This is a genomic window from Ruminococcus sp. RTP21484sp1_RTP21281st1_A8_RTP21281_210402, from assembly GCF_040914025.1.
GTDB classification, from domain to species: domain Bacteria; phylum Bacillota; class Clostridia; order Lachnospirales; family Lachnospiraceae; genus Blautia_A; species Blautia_A faecis.
Genome location: NZ_JBCPGE010000001.1, coordinates 14,330 through 33,408 on the forward strand (window position 1 = coordinate 14,330; position 19,079 = coordinate 33,408).

Here is a 19,079-nt window from a genome sequence, read left to right on the forward strand (position 1 = left end):
TTTTCTGCCGCACATTTATTTCGTCTGTAGCCATACTTCCATTTCCGTATCCCGTCTCCAGGTTTTTCCGGCAGACGCATAATCCACCATCAGGAAGGTCTCTTCCCCTATGGTGACGTCAAACAGGCACTGATACTTCTTTTTCAAGTCGTAGGATAGTGCTTTTCTTGTATTCTCAATTTTCAAAGGTCTGTTCAGCGCCTCTTCTTTCCGGCAGTCCATAATCGTCCCTTCCTTTTCCTCCAGGCGCTTTTCTCTTGCCAGAACCAGCGGACCATATAGCACAGCCATTCTTCTGGCACTGTCGGCATCCTCCGGATTCTCCATTCCCCACAGGATTCTGGGGTTCATATCCAGATTTAATACAATCTCATCTCCATCTTTCCAGGTCCGCTTTAATGAAAAATATTTCTCTGCTTCCGGAAGAACGGTATCTTCATTATTTTCTGCCGTTCGCACTGTCAGCCTGCATGTCCTGGAAAATTCAGGAATTCGAAGCTCTGTTTCGAACCAGACCTCCTGAGTCATGCTCAGTTTCATGCGAATTTCCCCATTTGCCGGATACTTTGTTTTTATTTCCATTTGTACGGGAACACTGTCGATCAGAAACTCAAGTTTTCCCGGCATATACAGATTCATTCTTACCAGCCTGTCTTGCACTTCTGTCCCAAGAAGCGGGACAAGCGCTGTTCCAGCTGCTCCGATTGCAATGCAACAGCCGCAAAAAGCCTGGTTTTCCTCCATTGCCTTAAATCCTCCCACTGCACGGCCACGTATATTGGAGCTTAATGGACTATAACTGTCAAATGCGGGAATACAGCCATCTTTGTCTGCCGTATAACGGTCATACACCTGCCTGTAATAGGGTTCATCAAAACGGGTTTCCTCTCCACAGACTGCCTTTTCAAAATTAACAGAACCATAAAGTATATTAAATGCCGTTCTCTCAATTTCATCAATATATTTGATATCTCCTGTAAAATAGTACATTCTGCGCAGCAACCTCATCCAGGTAACTGATACGCAGGTTTCCAGCATGATTCCGTCATATTTTGTACCACTCTGCATAAGACTTCCATGATCCAGCAATTCGTTTTTGCAGCCAAGACCTCCCACTACCGTTCTCTCTGATTCCAGAAGCTTCGCTACAAAATTTTTTACAGCAATCTGCCATTTTTCTTCTTTGACAACAAGGGAATATTCCAGCAGACCTTCAAAGCAGGACATTAGCTCATATGCTTTTACAACCGGATATTCATAAGGATACAATTCATTCTGGTAAGCAGCTTCAAAAATGTTAAATTCCCGAGCTCCACCGCAATCTACAATATAAGCTGCAAAATCCAGATATTTTTTTTCATGCACAATGCGGTACAGCAGAACCACCGGCTCCAGAATAGAGCTGGAATTGATTCCCTGCCAGATATCAGAAGTTTCTGTAATCTTCTTTTTTCCAGATTCCTTTCCTACATGCGCCATAATATAATCCAGATGTCTTTCTGCTGACTGGATCACTTTTCTTTTTTTCTCTTCTTCTCTGCAGATATTATAATAACTGATCAGCCCCATAAGTACATATTTCCTGCCCCACATATCCCATCCCTGGAATTCTGCTTCTTTGCTGTATGTGGAAATTCTGCCTTCCTCATCCTGATAAAAAAGGAGCTGCTCCACAGACTCTGTGAGAATTTCATATAATTCTTCATCCCTGGTATAAAGATAAGTCTCACATGCACCACGCATAAGCTTACCCCAGTATTCCCCTCTCCAGCCAAGATCCTCATCATCTGGGCAGTTGGCAAACTGATCTGCTGTCAGTTTCCATAGGCTTCTGTTTTTCAGCTGCTCTTTTTCTACAAAACGCGCTGCTGCGTCTGCAATTCCGTTGTATTTAATTTTCATTATATTCTCCTTTATTTGGTTAAAAAGAGCCGTGAAAACTTTCACGGCTCTTAGATTTTTATGGCTATATTTATTTAAATGTTTCTGCTGCTGCCTTTGCATCCTCAAAGTTTGCCTGAACTTCTTCCAATACCTGATCATATCCCATTGCATTGATATCACTGATCATCTTTTCTCTCTGAGCTGCAAAAGCATCATCATCCTCGCAGGTAATAATTTTGGCAATATTTGCCTGTACATACTCGGATGCCTTGTTGCCAATTCTTGTAGCTTCATCAGATATAGGCTGCATTAAAGTTGCTGCCAGACCAACTGCCGGATCTTCATTATTTGTTTTTAATTTTCCTTCATCAACCAGCTGTTTATAAACCTCTCCCGGATACTGTGCTTTTCCGTCAGTATAATAATTGCAGAAATCCTTATCTATCTCTGTAACACTAGATAAAACATATTTCTTAGAAAGAGTTAAATCTACCGGTTCTCCATCTGCACACTGATTGGTTTCCCATAAAGGTGATAACCATTTATACTTGCCAATTCCCTGTACACCGTCAGTTGTATAGCCAGAATACTCTTTACCATTGCTGGTAAAGTTTTCAAGGCGCTTTCCGATCAGTTCCGGTTCTCCATCCACAACATCCCAGTCTTCGCCAGGAACTCCTGTACGTACCAGTCTTGCGCCTTCATCAGAGGTCATGAATTCAATCAGTTCCATTGCACGTTCCGGATATTCACAGTTCGCACTGATTACAAGTGCATTCGCAGCCTGATATCCTAACGGATTTGCATATGGATAAATCTGCATTGCATATGGGAAAGTACCAGGAATCATATACATTGCTGCATCTTCACCGCAGATATTTTTATCCGGCTGTGTCCAGTTATAATTACATACCAGAACCTCTCCGTTTTTAATTTTGTCATCATACTGACTGTTTTTCATGGTAAATGCTTCCGGATCCATAATGCCCATCCGATAAGCCTTGTTATAGAAGGAAAGAGCTTTCCACAATGGTCCGTCTTCTACCGTAAACATATCTTCAAATTCACCGGTTTCATTGTTTATGAACTGATTATTTCCTGAATTTGTATAGCCCATATCAAATGGGTAACTGATCATATAAGGCCAGATTCCCCAGTCAGACCAGCCAGACAATGCATAAACCTTCTTGCCGTCTGCTGTCGTCGGATGTGCATCTACCATCTGTTTTAAAACATCCAGATATTTGTCTTCAGTGCTGACATCCGGATATCCTAATTCCTTATAATAATCCCATCTTGTAAAAAATCCTACAAAGCCATTCTTATTTGGCAGATCTTTATTCTCTGTCTGAACATTTGTCGGAATAAAATAAGTACTTCCTCCGCCAATAATATCTTTTGAATACTTTAATGCATCCGGAAGTTTTTCTTTCAGATTATCTCCATTTTCTGCAAGCCAGTCATCCATGGCCCATAACGATCCTGCATCGATCAGATTTTTAACATCAATATCTCCGTTATGAAGTTCTACAATATCCGGAAGATCTCCACCGGAAGCCATCACTTTTAATCGATCTGTACTTACATTTGTATATTCCAGTACGATTCCCAGTTTTTCCTTAATATAGCGTCCTACTGCATCGTCTGTGGAAATGCCGTCCATTCCTGTTTCTCCCATGACTCTGAGAGTAATTACTTCCTTTTCTTCCCCTTCCTCAGCCTGCACTGCCAGGGCTCCGTTGCTTACCATAATTCCCCCAACCATCGCAGCACATAAGGTTGCAGATGTAACCTTTTTCCATAAATTCCTTCTCATTTCCTACCTCCTGTTTTCTTTTTTGGTGTTGCGCCGTGTTTTGTTTCTGTAAAAAGGATACCAAAAACAGAACACATCTTCCAGAAACAACCTTCCGATTTTTGGCATAATTCTATGCACATCTTATCCCCGTCACATTCCTGGTTTATGGAAAAAAGCCACGATTTTTATAACTATTTTACCATTTTTCTTCTTCATAAGGAATCCGGACCAGTACCTGGAAACCGTTCTCATTATCACTGCCAATTTCCACTCCGTTTTCCATGTCATAAAGAAGCTTGATTCTCTGATATATGTTTCTGAGCCCAATATGTCTGCCGTCATCCTCCATATTCAGAATTGCACGGAGCTTCTCACAGTTTTCCCTGCTTATTCCAATTCCATTGTCATATACGCATAATTCCAGGCAGTCCCTGGTTTTATACTCTTTTCTTTTCCCTTTTACGTATATCTGGAATTTTTTATGCTCCTGCATTTCTTTTTCTGCCAGACCATGAAAAAAAGAATTCTCCACAAGCGGCTGCAAAATAAATTTCGGCACCATAGCAGACATAAGTGAACTGTCTGCTTCTATACCAAGCACTGTTTTTTCACCGTATCTGTAATTCATGATCCTGCAGTAATTTTTGATATAAGTAAGTTCTTCCTCTACTGACCACTTGTTGCGTGTATCCCTGAAAATCGGCTGAACCATTTCCGCCAGTGCATCCATACAGTCCACAATATCATTTTCGCCTTTCACAATTGCCATCCATTTCACTGTATTCAGCGTATTATACAAAAAATGAGGATTGATCTGGGACTTCAGTGCGCGGATCTGTGCATCTCTTTTTGATTTTTCATTTTCCACATTTTTGCGGATCAGACTTGATATTTCCAGTGTCATTTTATTATAGCTGTTCACCAGAAGAGAGAACTCATCCCCATTCTCATGGTCTTGTTCCAAAACAATGCCGAACTGCCCGTTTTGTACCATTTTCAGCGCATCTATCACCTTTACAAAGGGCGTTGTCATATATTTCACCCAGAATACAAGAAATAAAATTGAAATGGTTACCGAAGCGACAATTGCCAGAATAAAAATTTCCTGAACATCCTGGATGTCTCCTAATATTTCAGATATTGGAGTTTCATTTACCAATGTCCAATTACAAAAGCCCACCGGATAACACAGGATCAGATTTTTACCGGATTCAAATATTTTTGGGGCAGCTTCTGGCTGCAGCATTAAATTTTCTTTTTCATCCCCTATCCCATATACATTTGTTTCTGAAACAGTCCTTCCAAACTGGTCGATCATATAGGTTTCCTCTGACCAGCCTCCATCTTGTGAAATTGAATTGTAATAGCTTACAAAATGTTCCAGATCCACATTCAACACAAGCCAGCCATATTTTTCTCCCCGGAAAATAGGCCTGCACACGCTCACATAATTCAACAGTTTCTGGTTATCCCTGTCATTTTCCACAAAATCACTGCTGTTATAGCCTCCATACCAGATTGGTTTTTTCTGTGGAACTGCGTTCCGGTTTTTCAGTCTCTCTGTGTAGAATTTCCCCCTTTTCTCACTGTTTTCAGAGGTAATGTTCCAGTTTCCGTCAGCAAATAAGGTTACATCTTCCGCATTATAAAAAACAATGGAATCAATAAAGCTGTACTCTGCCAGAATCGTGTCTGTCATGCTGAAAAAATCAATTCTTTGCTCTATCATGCTAGTTTGAGAGCCATGGGATACTACCAGGCTTGCCAGATCAGAACCATTTAAAACACGAAGGGCAACCTGGTCAACTTCTCTTCCAAATGTATCCAGGTTCTGTTCCAGCTGCTTATAAGATCTTAGAAGTTCCGTTTCTGTACGTGTTCTTAAGGCTCCCTTCACTCCCATATAAAGACCTATAAAGCTTATAATGATCACAAGCAGAAAGCTAATGGATACTGCTATTATCATTTTTCCAAAAACACTTTTATAAAATGGAATTTTTACTGTATCATCTTTTTTCATAAAATATTCCGCTTTCTGAAGCTGCCTGGATTCTTTCCGGAAACCTTCCGAAATATCTTGCTGAAATAGCTGTCGTCCCCAAAGCCAGTGAGTTCTGCTACTTCATGGGTTCTAAGATCGGTTGTGGCAAACAGCTCCTTGGCCTTTTCTACTCTCTGTTCTGTAATATAATCCACGAAGCCTACCTGCATTTCCTTTTTCCACATGCTGCTGAAATAGTTAGGACTTAAACATACAATTTCCGCAACCTGGTTCAAGGTAAGCTTGTCTGCCAGATGCTGGTCTATGTACTCTTTTGCTTTATAGATTTCAATACTTAACTGTTTCAAGTTCTGTGCTTTCTGATCTTCTTTTTGTTTTTCTGTTTCATTCTTCTTACATTCCTGGTACCTGTCGGAAAGCTCTGTCCAGGAACGTCCCACACCGCTGATTTTCCAGCAGACCTGCGCCATAATATGTTCCCGCAATACCCGGGCAATTTCCTTCAGGATCGTTTTCTGGTTATCCTCTTCCGTTTCTTCAATTAAAAGAAGATAATTTTTTTCATTCTCCCGGATCAGTTCTCCATTTTTATATTTTCCCAGTATTTCCTCTGTCATATTAAAGATCAGGAATTGGATCAAAGCTCCTTGTTCGTCTTTTGTTTTTTCACATACCTCTTTATAATTTGCAATTTCCATCCTGCAGATTCGGTATGATTTTTCCGAAACCTGAAAATCAAGCTTTTTTAACTGTTCCCGAAAAGTATTTTCATTAATCTGGTGATAAAAAACATACTGCCCGAATAAATCTGATTTATCCTGCACTGCTTTTGTTTCATTTTTGGAATCGGGATTCTTCTGTTCCAGTTCTTTACATACCTTCTCCATTGCTTTTTCAATCTCATCAGGTTTCATTTTTAGTTTTAAAATATAATCAGACACCCCTAGCTTCATAGCTCTCATCAGATAAGAAAATTCTTCATAACAGGTCAGTAGGACAATCCTGGTGCTCTGATCCTGTTCCCGTATTTTTTCGATCAGTTCCAGTCCGTCCATAACCGGCATTTTAATATCTGTCATAACAATATCCGGTTTTTCTTTCTCGTATATTTCCAGGGCTTCTTTTCCATTGGAAGCATCTCCAATTACATCCAGCCCCAGTTTTTCCCAGTTCACCATGGACCTTAATCCACATCTTACCAGCACTTCATCTTCCACAATAAGAATTTTTCGTCTTGTCATTTGCTCTCATTCCCACCCATACATTTTTTAACACAAATACCCCCTGCGTCAAATGATCTGTTCGTGGAACACTGCCAGCCAATCACCTGACCAAGGGGGTTGTGCGAAAATATCAACATTGCCAGTAGCAAAAAATATTTTGACACTATACTATTATATAATACCTCAATGAATATTACAATTTCATGTTTTTATCTGTTATTTTTTTGATTTTTTATACAAAATTAATCAATTTTCAAAATAAGCTCCAATACGCGTCTTGCACTCTGTTCCAGTTCCTGTCGACCGAGCAATCCCATTTCCATAGCTTTTTTCACACGCTCCGGATACCCTGTTGCCATTTTAAGGTCATTTCCAGCCTTTATTTCTTTATAATGCTCTCCACATGTCCACCAGTCTGTTGTAACCATACCCTGAAATCCCCACTCACCACGCAAAATATCTGTCAAAAGCTCATAGCTCTCTGAAGTACGGTGTCCGTTAACAGCATTGTAAGAGGACATGATCGTCCAAGGCTGTGCTTCTTTTACAATAATCTCAAAGCCTTTCAGATAAATTTCACGAAGTGCACGCTCCGATACCCTGGAATCACTATTTTTCCTGTTTGTTTCTTTGTTGTTTGCTGTAAAATGCTTTACAGATGCTGCAATATGCTGTGACTGAATCCCCTTTACCATAGCGGCACCCATTTTTCCAGCAATCAGCGGATCCTCGGAATAATATTCAAAATTTCTTCCACACATAGGGTTTCTGTGAATATTTACAGCTGGTGTCAGCCATACAGCAAGATTATTTTCCTTTACCTCCTTCGCGCCTGCCTTTCCGACCTGCCATACAAGTGCCGGATTCCAGGTACATGCCAGAAGCGTTGCACATGGCCAGGCTGTTGTATTCACAGTACATCCGATATTAAGGCGTAGTCCTGCTGGTCCATCTGCAGTCATTACTGAAGGGACCCCGTACTCAGGAAGATTTCCTAATCCGAATGTATTTGCAACACCTGTATTTGGCTGTCCGCCGAGAAGATGAAGCAGTTCCTTATCACTTAACTGTGCCATAAACTCATCCAATGAAAGCTTTCCTTCAGCTACATCAATGAACTGTTTTCTTCCACAATTATCAAACCATTTTCGACGGGAACACCAGCGCACTTCTGGCACAATACAATCCTCTTCTTCCGTTTTCAGTTTTTCAAATGCACATTCATTCATATCATTGCATTCATACTGAGGAAGCATTTCAAAGGTACCATCAGAAAGCATACGCTCTTTCAGACTTGTTGGAACCAAATGCGCTGATAGCTGTTTTACAATTATATTTTCTGTAAGCTCGAATGTATAAGCGGCTTCTTCTGTATCCCTTACAGAGATTCCAATGTAAAATCTGTAAATTCCTTTTTCCAGAATATAGGCTGACTTCTGAATTTTCCCGAGATCATCATAGGAAGCCATGTCCGCTTTTTCAAATGACAGATAAACTACCTGTGTTTCTCCAGGCTGAAGCAGACGGGTTTTTTCAAAAGCAGCAAGCCGGAGTGCCGGATTACCAAGAAGACCCTGTGGTCCGTTAAAGTAAAGCTGTACCACTTCTTTTCCTGCCATGTTCCCTGTATTGGTCACGTGAACTTCTGCAAAAATATGTTTTGAAGTTTCCCATACAGAATCTGTATGCACTCTGAAATCAGTATAGGAAAGCCCATATCCAAAGGGATATATAACCTTTTCCTTTGCACCTGGAATCGTCTCAAAATAACGGTATCCTACATAAATATCTTCTGTATAATTTACATAGTCACAGGATTCATGAAAATTTTCAGTTGATGGATAATCATCTAAGGAAGCTGCAAATGTATCAGTCAGCTTGCCAGACGGATTTCCTTTTCCCAGAAGAAGCTCTGCCATGGCCAGCCCTCCTTCCATTCCCCCCTGCCAGCCAAGAAGGGCGGCTGAAATCCGGTCATCATTTTTTATCCAGGAAACATCTACAATTCCACCGACATTCAGAACCACTGCAATACGGTTAAACCGTTCTTTCACCATGTTCAACATTGCCTTTTCATTCTCTGTCAGAAAATAATCTCCCTCTGGAAAGGCTTTCGCAATCAGTTTTGCCATGTAGTTATCTTCCAGCTCTTCCCTTGACATTTCGCTTAACTGACTATCAAGGCTGGAGCGATCCCAGCCTTCTGATGAAAAACGGCTTATTACAACAATTGCCACATCTGCAAATGCTTTTGCACCGTCAGCAAGTCCTTTTGGAAGTTCAGGTTCTATTGTCATACCTGGCATTGCACCTTGCCTATACTGTTCCTGAACATTTTCTCTGTAAAATTCTGCCAGGGGTTCATAAAGCATAACTGCATTTCCTTGCATTTTAAACCCATCATAAAGGTTATGCACGTAGGAAACCGCAACATCACCACTTCCTCCACCGCCTTTTACATAATCAAAACTTCCTTTCCCAAACAGTGCAAGTCTGGTTCCTTCTGCAAGAGGCAGAAGCTTTTTCTCATTTTTCAACAGCACCATACCTTCTTTTGCAGCTTCCTTTGAAAGTCTGATATGCTCCTTACATTCCGTCACACGTCTTTTTTCCTCTAATGGAAGATTGGGTTGAAATCCAACACGTGTCCATTTTCTCATTTTATGTATTCTCCTGTCATATTCATATATTTATTTCTGTAAGGCTTGAACGTTTTTACTCTTAATCTTCAATGGCAGCTTTTCTTGAAAAAATAGCATGAATAATTTCCGGATCAAATTTCGGCTGTCTGTCATACGTATACAGTCCGTTTTGTTCCTGTTCCACATCTGTAAGCTGCGTATAGCAAAGTGCAAACATGTTCTCATTATCCAGTAAAACATCTGTAAGCTCTTTCAGACGTTTCATGTATGCTTCCGGTGAATCCGGCGTATTTCCATATCCCCAGGCATCCTTGCTCAAAGACCAGCCAATGCCGCCATATTCGCTGACAAAGAAGGGAATTTTTCCATTATATGTCTGCCGTTCTTCAAATGCCGCACGGAAATCAAGCCTGTTTGATTTTCCAACCTCTTTGTAATGCTCTGCAAAAATCTCCGGATCCTGTTCATAATCATGCAAATCATAAATATCGGTGAGCACATGATAATTTCCGCTGGTGTCAATACAGGGCCGGGTTGGATCCGCTGCTTTCGTTGCCTTATAAACTGTGGCAAGAAGCTCATCAAACTGTTTTCTTCCTTTTTCATCCCAGGTTTCATTAAACGGACACCATCCAATAATCGCAGGATGGTTAAAATCACGGTCAATCTCTTCCAGCCACTCTGGAAGGATTCCGTAAATGCTGTCTGCATAAGAGTGATCCAGTCCCCAGTTGGGATACTCTCCCCAGACGATATACCCCAGCCTGTCACAGTGATACAGGAAACGCTCTTCAAATACTTTTTCATGAAGGCGGGCACCGTTAAATCCCATTGCCAGGGATCGTTTTATATCCTTTTCCAGTTCTTCATCAGAAGGTGCTGTGTAAATTCCATCCGGATAAAAGCCCTGATCCAGAATGAGACGCTGAAATACAGATTTTCCGTTGAGCAGAAACTTTTTGTCTGTAAGCTGTATGGAGCGCAGTCCAAAATAACTTGTCACCTGATCTTCTCCATAGCTTAAGGCAAGGTCATAAAGATCTCCCTTTCCAACCTGCCATAAATGCTTTTCTGCCAGCTTCACCACTGCCACTGCTGTTCCGCCATCTGAGCTCACTGTAGCCTCTCCCATTGCCGTTCCCTTGTAGGACGCTTTTACCGCAAAGGTTCCTGCTCCCTGAAGCTCTGCAAAAACAGTAATTGTTCCATTGTTTATGTCCCCATAATATTTTGTTTTTATAATGTGTGTGTCAGGAACAAATTCCAGCCATACGGTCTGCCAGATACCTGTTGTTCTGGTATAATAACAGCTGTAAGACTCATAATGGGTGCTCTGTTTTCCGGACGGAATCAAGCGGGAACGGGTGTCATCTTCCACATGAATTGTGATCACATTTTTTCCGGCAAAAAGATACCTTGTAATATCCACAGAGAAAGAAACATATCCCCCTTTATGAGTGCCACATTTCTGTCCGTTCACATATATTGTGGTAAAATAATCTGCCGCGCCGCAATGCAGAATCACAAGATTTGATAACTGGGCTTCTGTAATTTCAATTTCTCTCCGATACCATACAGAATTCATGAAATCCGTGTAGCCAATCCCGGACAGCTTACTTTCCGGGCAAAAAGGCACCTGGATTTTTTTTGAAAGGTCTGCTTCCGGCTTGTAAAGCTCCCGTGCTTCTCCACTTCCGCCATGATCAATTTCAAAATCCCAGCTTCCATTTAAATTCAACCAATTTTCACGCATAAACTGTGGTTTTGGATGTTCGGTTCTGTAAATCATCTTTTCTCTCCCTTTATTTTTTTTCAAATAGGCGTTTGCGGAACGCCACAAGCCGCATAAACACGGCATTTTTTTACTACCCAAAAAAACAAATAACCCCTCACTGGATACGGTATAATAGAGTTGTCGAGAAACTATAAACCATACACCAAGAAAGGAGTTATTCTAACATCTATGATACCATATAAACAGCTTTCTTTGGCAGATATTTTTGCAGATTGCCAGGAAAAATTTTAAAATGACAAACCTGCGTTTTTATCCCTATTAGAAACCTCAGATACAGGCTATTTCTTTATGATCTCTACCTCAAAAGGTTTCAAAATTTCCTGTCTGGACACCGTTTCCCCCGTCAAAAGGTTTTGCATTCCTGCAAAACACTGAGGAACCACAGTCTCTTCCTTACTGAAATTTATTAGGAAATAAAAGGTATTTTCCTTGGTTTTCCGTACTGTCACTTCAAGGGATGTCCGCTCATCTACTAAGCTTTTGACTGCTGCTTCCTTAACTATGCAGTCCATCATCCTTGTAAACGCACAGTCCTCTGGCTGAGTCCCCAAATAATAAACAGTACCTTTTCCATAACTGTTTTTGGTGACAGCAGGTGTACCCGCATAAAAATTGCTGCTGTAATCAGCCATGCTCTCGGCCCCTTCCAGATGAATCAAGTCACATAGCATTGTGCTGGTAAACTCTGTACCATCTTTAAATTTTACAGAATTTTTCTGCTCTGGAGCCAATGCGTCAATCTCCTCCACCCAAATTCCAGCCAAGTCCCTGAGGGGTCCTGGATAGCCACCAAGATATACATTGTCTGATTCACCTACGATACCGCTCATAAAGCCGGTCACTAATACACCACCTTTCTTTACGAAGGCTTCAAGCGCTTCCTTGACACCCTGATGAACCATATAAAGCACCGGCGCAACGATCAGCTTATATTTTGAAAAATCTGCATCCCTTGGGATCATGTCAACAGCTATGTTTTTTTCATAAAAGAACTTATAATGCCTATGAATCTGATCCACATATTTTAAATCTTTATGGGGTCCGCTTGTAAATTCCAATGCCCAATAATTATCCCAGTCAAACAATATCCCGACATCAGCCGGATTTGCTGTCCCCAGGATCTGATCTCCCAGCTCTTCTAACTCTGTCCCTAGTTGTGTGACCTCACGGAACACCCTGGTATTATCTGTTCCTGCATGGGCAATGACTGCTCCATGGAATTTTTCACATCCGCCAACACTGCGGCGGAGCTGGAAAAATTGTATCGTATCCGCCCCATGTGCGATCGCCTGATAGCTCTGTGCCCTCATCTGCCCCGGTTTTTTCAATGAATTGTAAGGTTGCCAATTCTGCTGGCTTGGTGTCTGCTCCATCAGCATGAAGGGCTGCTGCTTTAAGCCCCGCATGAGGTCATGCTGCATCGCCGTCAGACTTACCGGCGTATCATAAGATGGATAGTTATCCCAGGATACGACGTCCATCTCCTTTGCCCATTTGAAATAATCCAGCTGCTTAAACGTTCCCATTAGATTTGTTGTAACCGGAGTCTTTTGATCCACGCTGCGGATAGCGTTCCGCTCCATCTTGAAATTTTCCAGCATACTATCCGAATTAAAACGGGCATAGTCAATGGAAATACCGGCGAACGCTGTGCCGCTGCACCACTCGAGACCTTCGCCAAGAGCGTTTGGCAGCACAATTTCCTCCCAGTCATAGAGGGTGTGCCCCCAAAATTCTGTATTCCATGCCTCATTCAGTGCTTTCAGCGTCCCGTACTTTTTCCGAAGCCAGACACGGAAGGCTTTTTCGCAATTTTCACAGTAACACTCACCGCTATATTCATTATTTATGTGCCAGCACACCACACTGTCCAGATGTCCATACCTTTTTGCAAGCTTTTGAGCCAGTTTTGCCGCGTATCTCTGGTAAACAGGGCTATTTGGGCATGCATTTTGCCTCTGTCCAAACTTGTGGTGCCTTCCCGCATAGTCCGTCCTTGCCACCTCCGGATATTTCCGAAACATCCAGGCCGGCATTGCCGCGGTTGAAGTTGCAAGGACAATGTCTTTATGGTTTTTTCCCAGCATTTCAATGACCTTGTCCAGTTCCTCAAAATCATACCGTTCTTCTGACGGCTGGAGCTTTGCCCAGGAAAATACATTGACTGTTGCGCTGTTTATCCGAGCTTTATCGAAAAGTTCCATATCTTCTTTCCAGACTGCTTCCGGCCATTGGTTCGGGTTGTAATCCCCGCCATATAGGATATGCTTAAAATCTGCTTTCATATTTTTATTCCCTTCTTTTGTTTATTCTTTTAGGCGTTTGCGAAACGCCACAAGCCGCATAAACACGGCATTTTTTTATTACAAAAAAAACAAATAACCCCTCACTGGATACGGTATAATAGAATTGTCGAGGAACTATAAACCATACACCAAGAAAGGAGTTATTCTAACATCTATGATACCATATAAACAGCTTTCTTTAGCAGATATTTTTACAGATTGCCAGGAGAAATTTGGAAATAACAAACCTGCGTTTCTATCCCTATTAGAAACGCATATCGATATTGATGAGATTATTCCGATTTCATTTCAAAATCATTTTTATGCATCAGACTTAATCCTTGCTGGTATCGCGCAACTTATTACCATTGTTCTTGCAGACAGTATCAAACTTAGATACAAAATTGTAAACGAGCATTGCGAGTTTCGCAATTACCTATTTATTCTGTAAAAAGTGTACACCCCATATCACGAAATTCCGCTATTTTCTTTTCCAGCTTTGGAACAGGACAGTCAAGATACTCACTGATACAGTGAATGCACCAGAAAGTCTCAGCTCCCCGGTTAAATATCCTCTTATAAAGACCAATTTCATCATGACTCACTGGACGGTTGCACTTCACACAACATATGACGGAAGTATTTTTAGTATCTGTCATTTCCATATTCATCCTGTTTTCACTCTTTTTCCGGTAAGATCATCTCTGCAATTGTAATCTTGCACTCATCTGGCAATACCTGTGTAGAAAAGGCATCCTGGTAAACACCAATGCTTTCCCCGGTAACTGCATTTGTAAATTTCATTTTTATTCCGGTTCCAGAGTGAATTCCAAGATCGCAAAAGGAAATTTCCATAGTATTCAAATAATCACTTTCGTATTCCAGATTAAAAAATGCAAGGGCAATTCTGTTTCCGGACAGAAGCTTTGCCAGAATATACCGCTTATCGCCCATATTGTCCACAAGAAATGCAGGGCGATACTCTTCATCCTGATTAATGGCAATCAGCCCTTTGTTTAAAAGAATGTCTTTATTAGTCTTGTCAATTTTTCGAAGATCTGCTCCCATGATCAAAGGAGAGCCAAGGAATGACCACATTGCAAAATGCTGAAGATACTGCTGGTCTGTACATCCATTAAGCCCTACATTGCCGCTTCCATGCATTCCTGTGATCAGCATATCCATATCGTTGTAGCAGTCCGGTGCATTTCCTTCAATATTCTCTACCTGGCTTTTAAAAATATCTTTATAACTTTTCGGTATATCAAAAATATCACCTGTAGAGCGGTAGGTATGTGCCCCTCTTGACCGCATCCAGCCCGACGGATCATATTTTCCCCAGTTACAGGCTGCAAATAAAATATCCTTTCCCGAGCTTCGAAGAGCCATTGCCATAGTAAGATATGCATTTTTTGCATCTGCACAGACCGGAAAGTAGCAGAAATCATATTTCAGGTAATCCACGTCCCATTGGGCAAACTGCTTTGCATCTTCTGCTTCATGACCATAGCTTCCCGGGTATCCTGCACAGGTTTTCGTACCGGCGCAGGAGTACATGCCGAATTTCAAACCTTTGCCGTGGATATAATCTGCAAGAGCTTTCATTCCATGTGGAAACAGTTCCGGATCTGCCACTAATTTTCCATCCACACGCTCCTTCAGGGACCAGCAGTCATCTATGATCACATACTCATATCCAGCCTCCTTGTAGCCTTCTGCCACCATAGTATCTGCCATTTCCATGATCAACTGCTCATTTATATGAGCACCAAAAGTGTTCCAGGAATTCCACCCCATCGGTGGTTTCTGTGCCAATACTGCCATAGTTAAATCCTCCGTTCAATTTTTCCCATATCATCCTTTAACAGCTCCAAGCATAACCCCTTTTACAAAATATTTCTGCAGGAAAGGGTATACCAGCATAACAGGAATAACTGTAATAATCGTGGTTGCCATACGTACACTGTCTGCTGATAATGAAATAGCAGCTGCATTTCCAACCTGTCCGCTTCTCATACTGTCTGCCAGCATCTGTGCCTGATTGATGCAGTTATAAAGGATCAGCTGTACTGTCTGCAGGTTGGGATTCTGCACCAGAAGGTAGTTATCCTGCCAGGAATTCCAGGCTCCAACTGAGGCATACACTGCTACTGTCGCCAATATAGGTTTGCTCAGAGGCAGAATTATGCTCGTATAAATCTTGAAAAAGCCTGCTCCGTCAAGTTCCGCAGACTCCTGAAGAGACTGCGGAATCTGTTCTATAAATGTTTTGATCAGTATGACATAATATGCGTTTACAATTCCCGGAATAATATACAGCCAGAAAGTGTTGTTCAAATGGTATGCTTTCATGGTTATGTAATAGGGAACCAGACCGGCACTTAAATACATGGTAATAACTACAAACCTGTATACAAATTTTCTTCCAATCATATCTTTTTTCGTTACCAGATATGCAAACAGGGAGGAACCAAACAGACACAGGATTGTCTGGATAACTGTTCTGGCTCCTGAAATCAGGAAAGCATGTCCGAATCCTGATTTTTTCAGGATCATCTTATATGCATCCAATGTGAAGCCCTTTGGCAGGAAATAAATTCCCTCCAGGGATGCCCTTGTACTGTCAGACAGGGAATAAATAACCATGTAATAAAACGGATACACACAGAGAAATACTGCAATCAACAGAAAAAATACATTTAATACATGAAGAAATTTCTCCTGTGGTGATGTTTTAATTTTTGAACTTGTTTTTTTCATTCTTCTCACCTCCAGTTATACAATCGATTCGCCTCTGATTTTTTTCGACAATGCGTTTGCAGTAAATAATAATACAATTCCAAGTATTGACTTCAGCATTCCCAGGGTAATGGAATAGGAATAATCATTTATATAAAATCCAACCTTATATACATAATAATCAAGCACTTCAATTTTATCCGCCACCATAGGGTTGTAAAACATAAAATACTGGTCAAATCCGTTTGAAAGAATATTACTTACTGCAAGAAGGAACATTACCACATAGGTAGGCATGATCCCTGGAATTGTAATATGCAAAATAGACTGGATCTTATTGGCTCCGTCTACCTTTGCTGCATCATATAGTTCTGAATCAATTCCTGTAATCGCTGCAATATAGATAATTGCTGACCATCCGAAGCTTTTCCAGATTCCCAGAATCCACTGCAGAACCCAGGTGTGATCCACATCACCAAGAATTCCCATAACAGGCGGCTGAATGCCAATTTTCTGCATCAGAACACTTACAAATCCATTTACAGAAAAGAAAGCAAAAGCAACACCATAAACAATGATCCAGCTGATAAAGTTTGGCAGTGTGGTTGCTGTCTGAACAATTTTTTTAAATTTAGAATTTTTTATTTCATTGAACATAATTGCAAACACTACCGGAACAGGGGTTGCCAGCAGCCCCAGTGCGCTAAGCGCCAATGTATTTCTCAATACACGCAGTACCTCTGACCGTTCTGTAAACAACTTCTGGAAATTACCTAGTCCTACAAAAACCATGCTGCCAAAATCCAGAAATTTCTGTCCAATTTTGTAATCAAACACGGAATAAATCCATCCAACCAGCGGAACATAGGAAAATGCAAATACATAAATTAAAAATGGAACTGCCAGAAGCAAATATTTGATTCCACGTAATTTTTTTCTTCCAATCCTCTCTGCCAATGCAGTTTCTGACTTTTTCACGCTCATATAGCATACCTCCTTCTCTGCTAATAAGATAACGCAAAACGGAAGGTGTATTCCAGATACAACCTTCCGTTTTTTTGACATATCCTATTTAGTTAAAAGGTGGTGCTTTCACATTTAAAGAAATCTTACAAAAAATGGTAAAATCTTACGATTTTAAACAAGCCCCTGATGGAATTTCCCAAGGAATTCCTTCATTCTTACATGTTCTGATGAAAATACCTCTTCCGGGGTACCTTCCACTGCGATCAGACCGTCATCCATAAAGATAATCCGATCGGAGATGTCACGGGCAAAGCTCATCTCGTGGGTAACGATCACCATAGTGATATGCTCGGCTGCCAGATCTTTGATTACCTTCAGGATTTCACCAGTAAGCTCCGGGTCCAAAGCAGATGTGGGCTCATCGAAGAAAAGAATATCCGGGTTCATGCAAAGGGCTCTGGCGATGGAAACTCGCTGCTGCTGTCCGCCGGAAAGCTGGTAGGGATAATAATTTTCCTTATCCGAAAGCCCCATTTTCTTAAGAAGCTCCCTTGCCTGCGCATAAACCTCTTTTTTATCTCTCTTTTGTACCTTAATTGGAGCGTCTGTAATATTTTTAATCACGGAAAAATGGGGAAAAAGGTTAAAATTCTGAAAAACCAATCCGATTTTTCCGTTTTTGATGATTTCGCCGCCGTCTGGTGTCTCCAGACCAGTGGCACAGCGAAGCAATGTAGACTTACCCGAGCCGGAGGGACCGATAATACTAAGAACCTCGCCCTTGTCTACTTCCAGGGAAATGTCACGGAGAACGTCCAGGGCTCCGAAACTTTTCTTTATGTGTTTCATTTCAAATAATTTCATATAGTGACTCCTTCTGGTTACCCGCACACGCTTTTACAATGTATATTCACTGCAGGTTGATGATAAATTATTAGCGGTAATAGTTCAGTTTTTTCTCTACTTTATCCATGATCACTGCTACCAGCAGGTTAAATACATAATAAAATACAGCCGCTACCACAAACGGCACCATCGTGGTCTGAGAGCTGGCAATCTGTTTCGCCAAAGTGAACATTTCAGCTACCGCTACAACAAACGCCAATGAAGTATCCTTTACCAGAGTGATTACTTCGTTGGTAATAGATGGCAAAATCCGTTTAAATACCTGGGGAAGAATGATGCGGAAGAAGGTCTGTGCTTTTGAGTAGCCAAGGATTCGGGCTGCTTCATACTGACCTACTGGCATGGATTCAATTCCGCCACGGTAGATTTCTGCAAAATAAGCGGCATAATTAATTGCAAAAGCAATAAATACAGCGATCAGGCTATAACCCATGGAAATCCGGATTCCAAAAATAAAATATGGTCCAAAATATACTACCATCAGCTGCAGCATAAGAGGTGTTCCGCGCATAATGGAGATATATGCAGAAACGATCCATCTGATTATCTTTATTTTGGACATTTTACCCCAACAGACCAGAAGGCCAAGTGGCAGGGAAAATATAAGGGTTACAAAGAAAATTTCCGTAGTTACGGTCATTCCCTTTGCAAGCTGGCTTAACATTACACTAAAACTCATAGTTACTGTGTTCCTCCTGTTGATACTTGTGTTCTAAGGGATCGCATTTCACGTTTCATTTCATTCTATAATTCACATTCTGCGAATCAAGCTCCTTCTTTTGGAGCAGACCCCTTCTCGCTAAGAAAAGAGGGTGCGCCAGGTACCCTCTTTTTTACAT

14 protein-coding genes are annotated in these 19,079 nt (G+C 41.2%); 1 reads left to right on the forward strand and 13 read right to left on the reverse strand.

Going from position 1 to position 19,079, the window contains the following annotated elements:
• Window positions 1–15: 15 nt before the first annotated feature.
• From AB5170_RS00075 to AB5170_RS00105, 7 genes are all read right to left on the reverse strand, one after another.
• Complete coding sequence (locus tag AB5170_RS00075; protein ID WP_173719353.1) at window positions 16–1,902, reverse strand: beta-L-arabinofuranosidase domain-containing protein; 1,887 nt, start codon at window positions 1,900–1,902, stop codon at window positions 16–18.
• A 70-nt stretch (window positions 1,903–1,972) separates the two neighbouring features.
• Entirely contained in the window at window positions 1,973–3,700 is a 1,728-nt protein-coding gene (locus AB5170_RS00080) for an extracellular solute-binding protein (protein WP_368361654.1), read from the reverse strand.
• 178 nt (window positions 3,701–3,878) lie between these two features.
• Complete coding sequence (locus AB5170_RS00085; protein WP_173719354.1) at window positions 3,879–5,702, reverse strand: sensor histidine kinase; 1,824 nt, start codon at window positions 5,700–5,702, stop codon at window positions 3,879–3,881.
• Window positions 5,699–6,925 (reverse strand): response regulator, encoded by a 1,227-nt coding sequence (locus AB5170_RS00090; RefSeq protein WP_173719355.1) that lies wholly within the window; start codon window positions 6,923–6,925, stop codon window positions 5,699–5,701. Before AB5170_RS00090 ends, AB5170_RS00085 begins: the two co-directional genes overlap by 4 nt.
• 224 nt (window positions 6,926–7,149) lie before the next feature.
• Window positions 7,150–9,567, reverse strand: a complete 2,418-nt coding sequence (locus tag AB5170_RS00095) for a glycoside hydrolase family 3 N-terminal domain-containing protein (protein WP_148461305.1) — start codon at window positions 9,565–9,567, stop codon at window positions 7,150–7,152.
• A 61-nt stretch (window positions 9,568–9,628) separates the two neighbouring features.
• A complete protein-coding gene (locus AB5170_RS00100) occupies window positions 9,629–11,338 on the reverse strand; it encodes a glycoside hydrolase family 2 protein (RefSeq protein ID WP_173719356.1) in 1,710 nt (569 codons plus the stop codon).
• A 284-nt stretch (window positions 11,339–11,622) separates the two neighbouring features.
• Window positions 11,623–13,629: a beta-galactosidase gene (locus AB5170_RS00105; protein WP_173719357.1), complete on the reverse strand. Its 2,007-nt coding sequence runs from the start codon at window positions 13,627–13,629 to the stop codon at window positions 11,623–11,625.
• A gap of 175 nt (window positions 13,630–13,804) precedes the next feature.
• Between AB5170_RS00105 and AB5170_RS00110 the strand changes: the two genes are divergently transcribed.
• On the forward strand, window positions 13,805–14,080 hold the full coding sequence (locus AB5170_RS00110) for a hypothetical protein (RefSeq protein WP_330602882.1): 276 nt from the start codon (window positions 13,805–13,807) through the stop codon (window positions 14,078–14,080).
• Here AB5170_RS00110 and AB5170_RS00115 read toward each other — a convergent pair.
• From AB5170_RS00115 to AB5170_RS00140, 6 genes are all read right to left on the reverse strand, one after another.
• Entirely contained in the window at window positions 14,070–14,288 is a 219-nt protein-coding gene (locus tag AB5170_RS00115; protein ID WP_148461302.1) for a hypothetical protein, read from the reverse strand. The two genes, AB5170_RS00110 and AB5170_RS00115, sit on opposite strands and share 11 nt — an antisense overlap.
• Window positions 14,289–14,307: 19 nt before the next feature.
• Complete coding sequence (locus AB5170_RS00120; protein WP_173719314.1) at window positions 14,308–15,453, reverse strand: glycoside hydrolase family 27 protein; 1,146 nt, start codon at window positions 15,451–15,453, stop codon at window positions 14,308–14,310.
• Window positions 15,454–15,483: 30 nt separating this feature from the next.
• On the reverse strand, window positions 15,484–16,389 hold the full coding sequence (locus AB5170_RS00125; RefSeq protein ID WP_148461300.1) for a carbohydrate ABC transporter permease: 906 nt from the start codon (window positions 16,387–16,389) through the stop codon (window positions 15,484–15,486).
• 15 nt (window positions 16,390–16,404) lie between these two features.
• Window positions 16,405–17,352, reverse strand: coding sequence for an ABC transporter permease subunit (locus tag AB5170_RS00130; protein ID WP_148461298.1), 948 nt, complete (start codon window positions 17,350–17,352; stop codon window positions 16,405–16,407).
• Window positions 17,353–17,505: 153 nt separating this feature from the next.
• A complete protein-coding gene (locus AB5170_RS00135; RefSeq protein ID WP_148461297.1) occupies window positions 17,506–18,198 on the reverse strand; it encodes an amino acid ABC transporter ATP-binding protein in 693 nt (230 codons plus the stop codon).
• A gap of 70 nt (window positions 18,199–18,268) precedes the next feature.
• On the reverse strand, window positions 18,269–18,919 hold the full coding sequence (locus AB5170_RS00140) for an amino acid ABC transporter permease (RefSeq protein WP_173716412.1): 651 nt from the start codon (window positions 18,917–18,919) through the stop codon (window positions 18,269–18,271).
• Window positions 18,920–19,079: the final 160 nt, after the last annotated feature.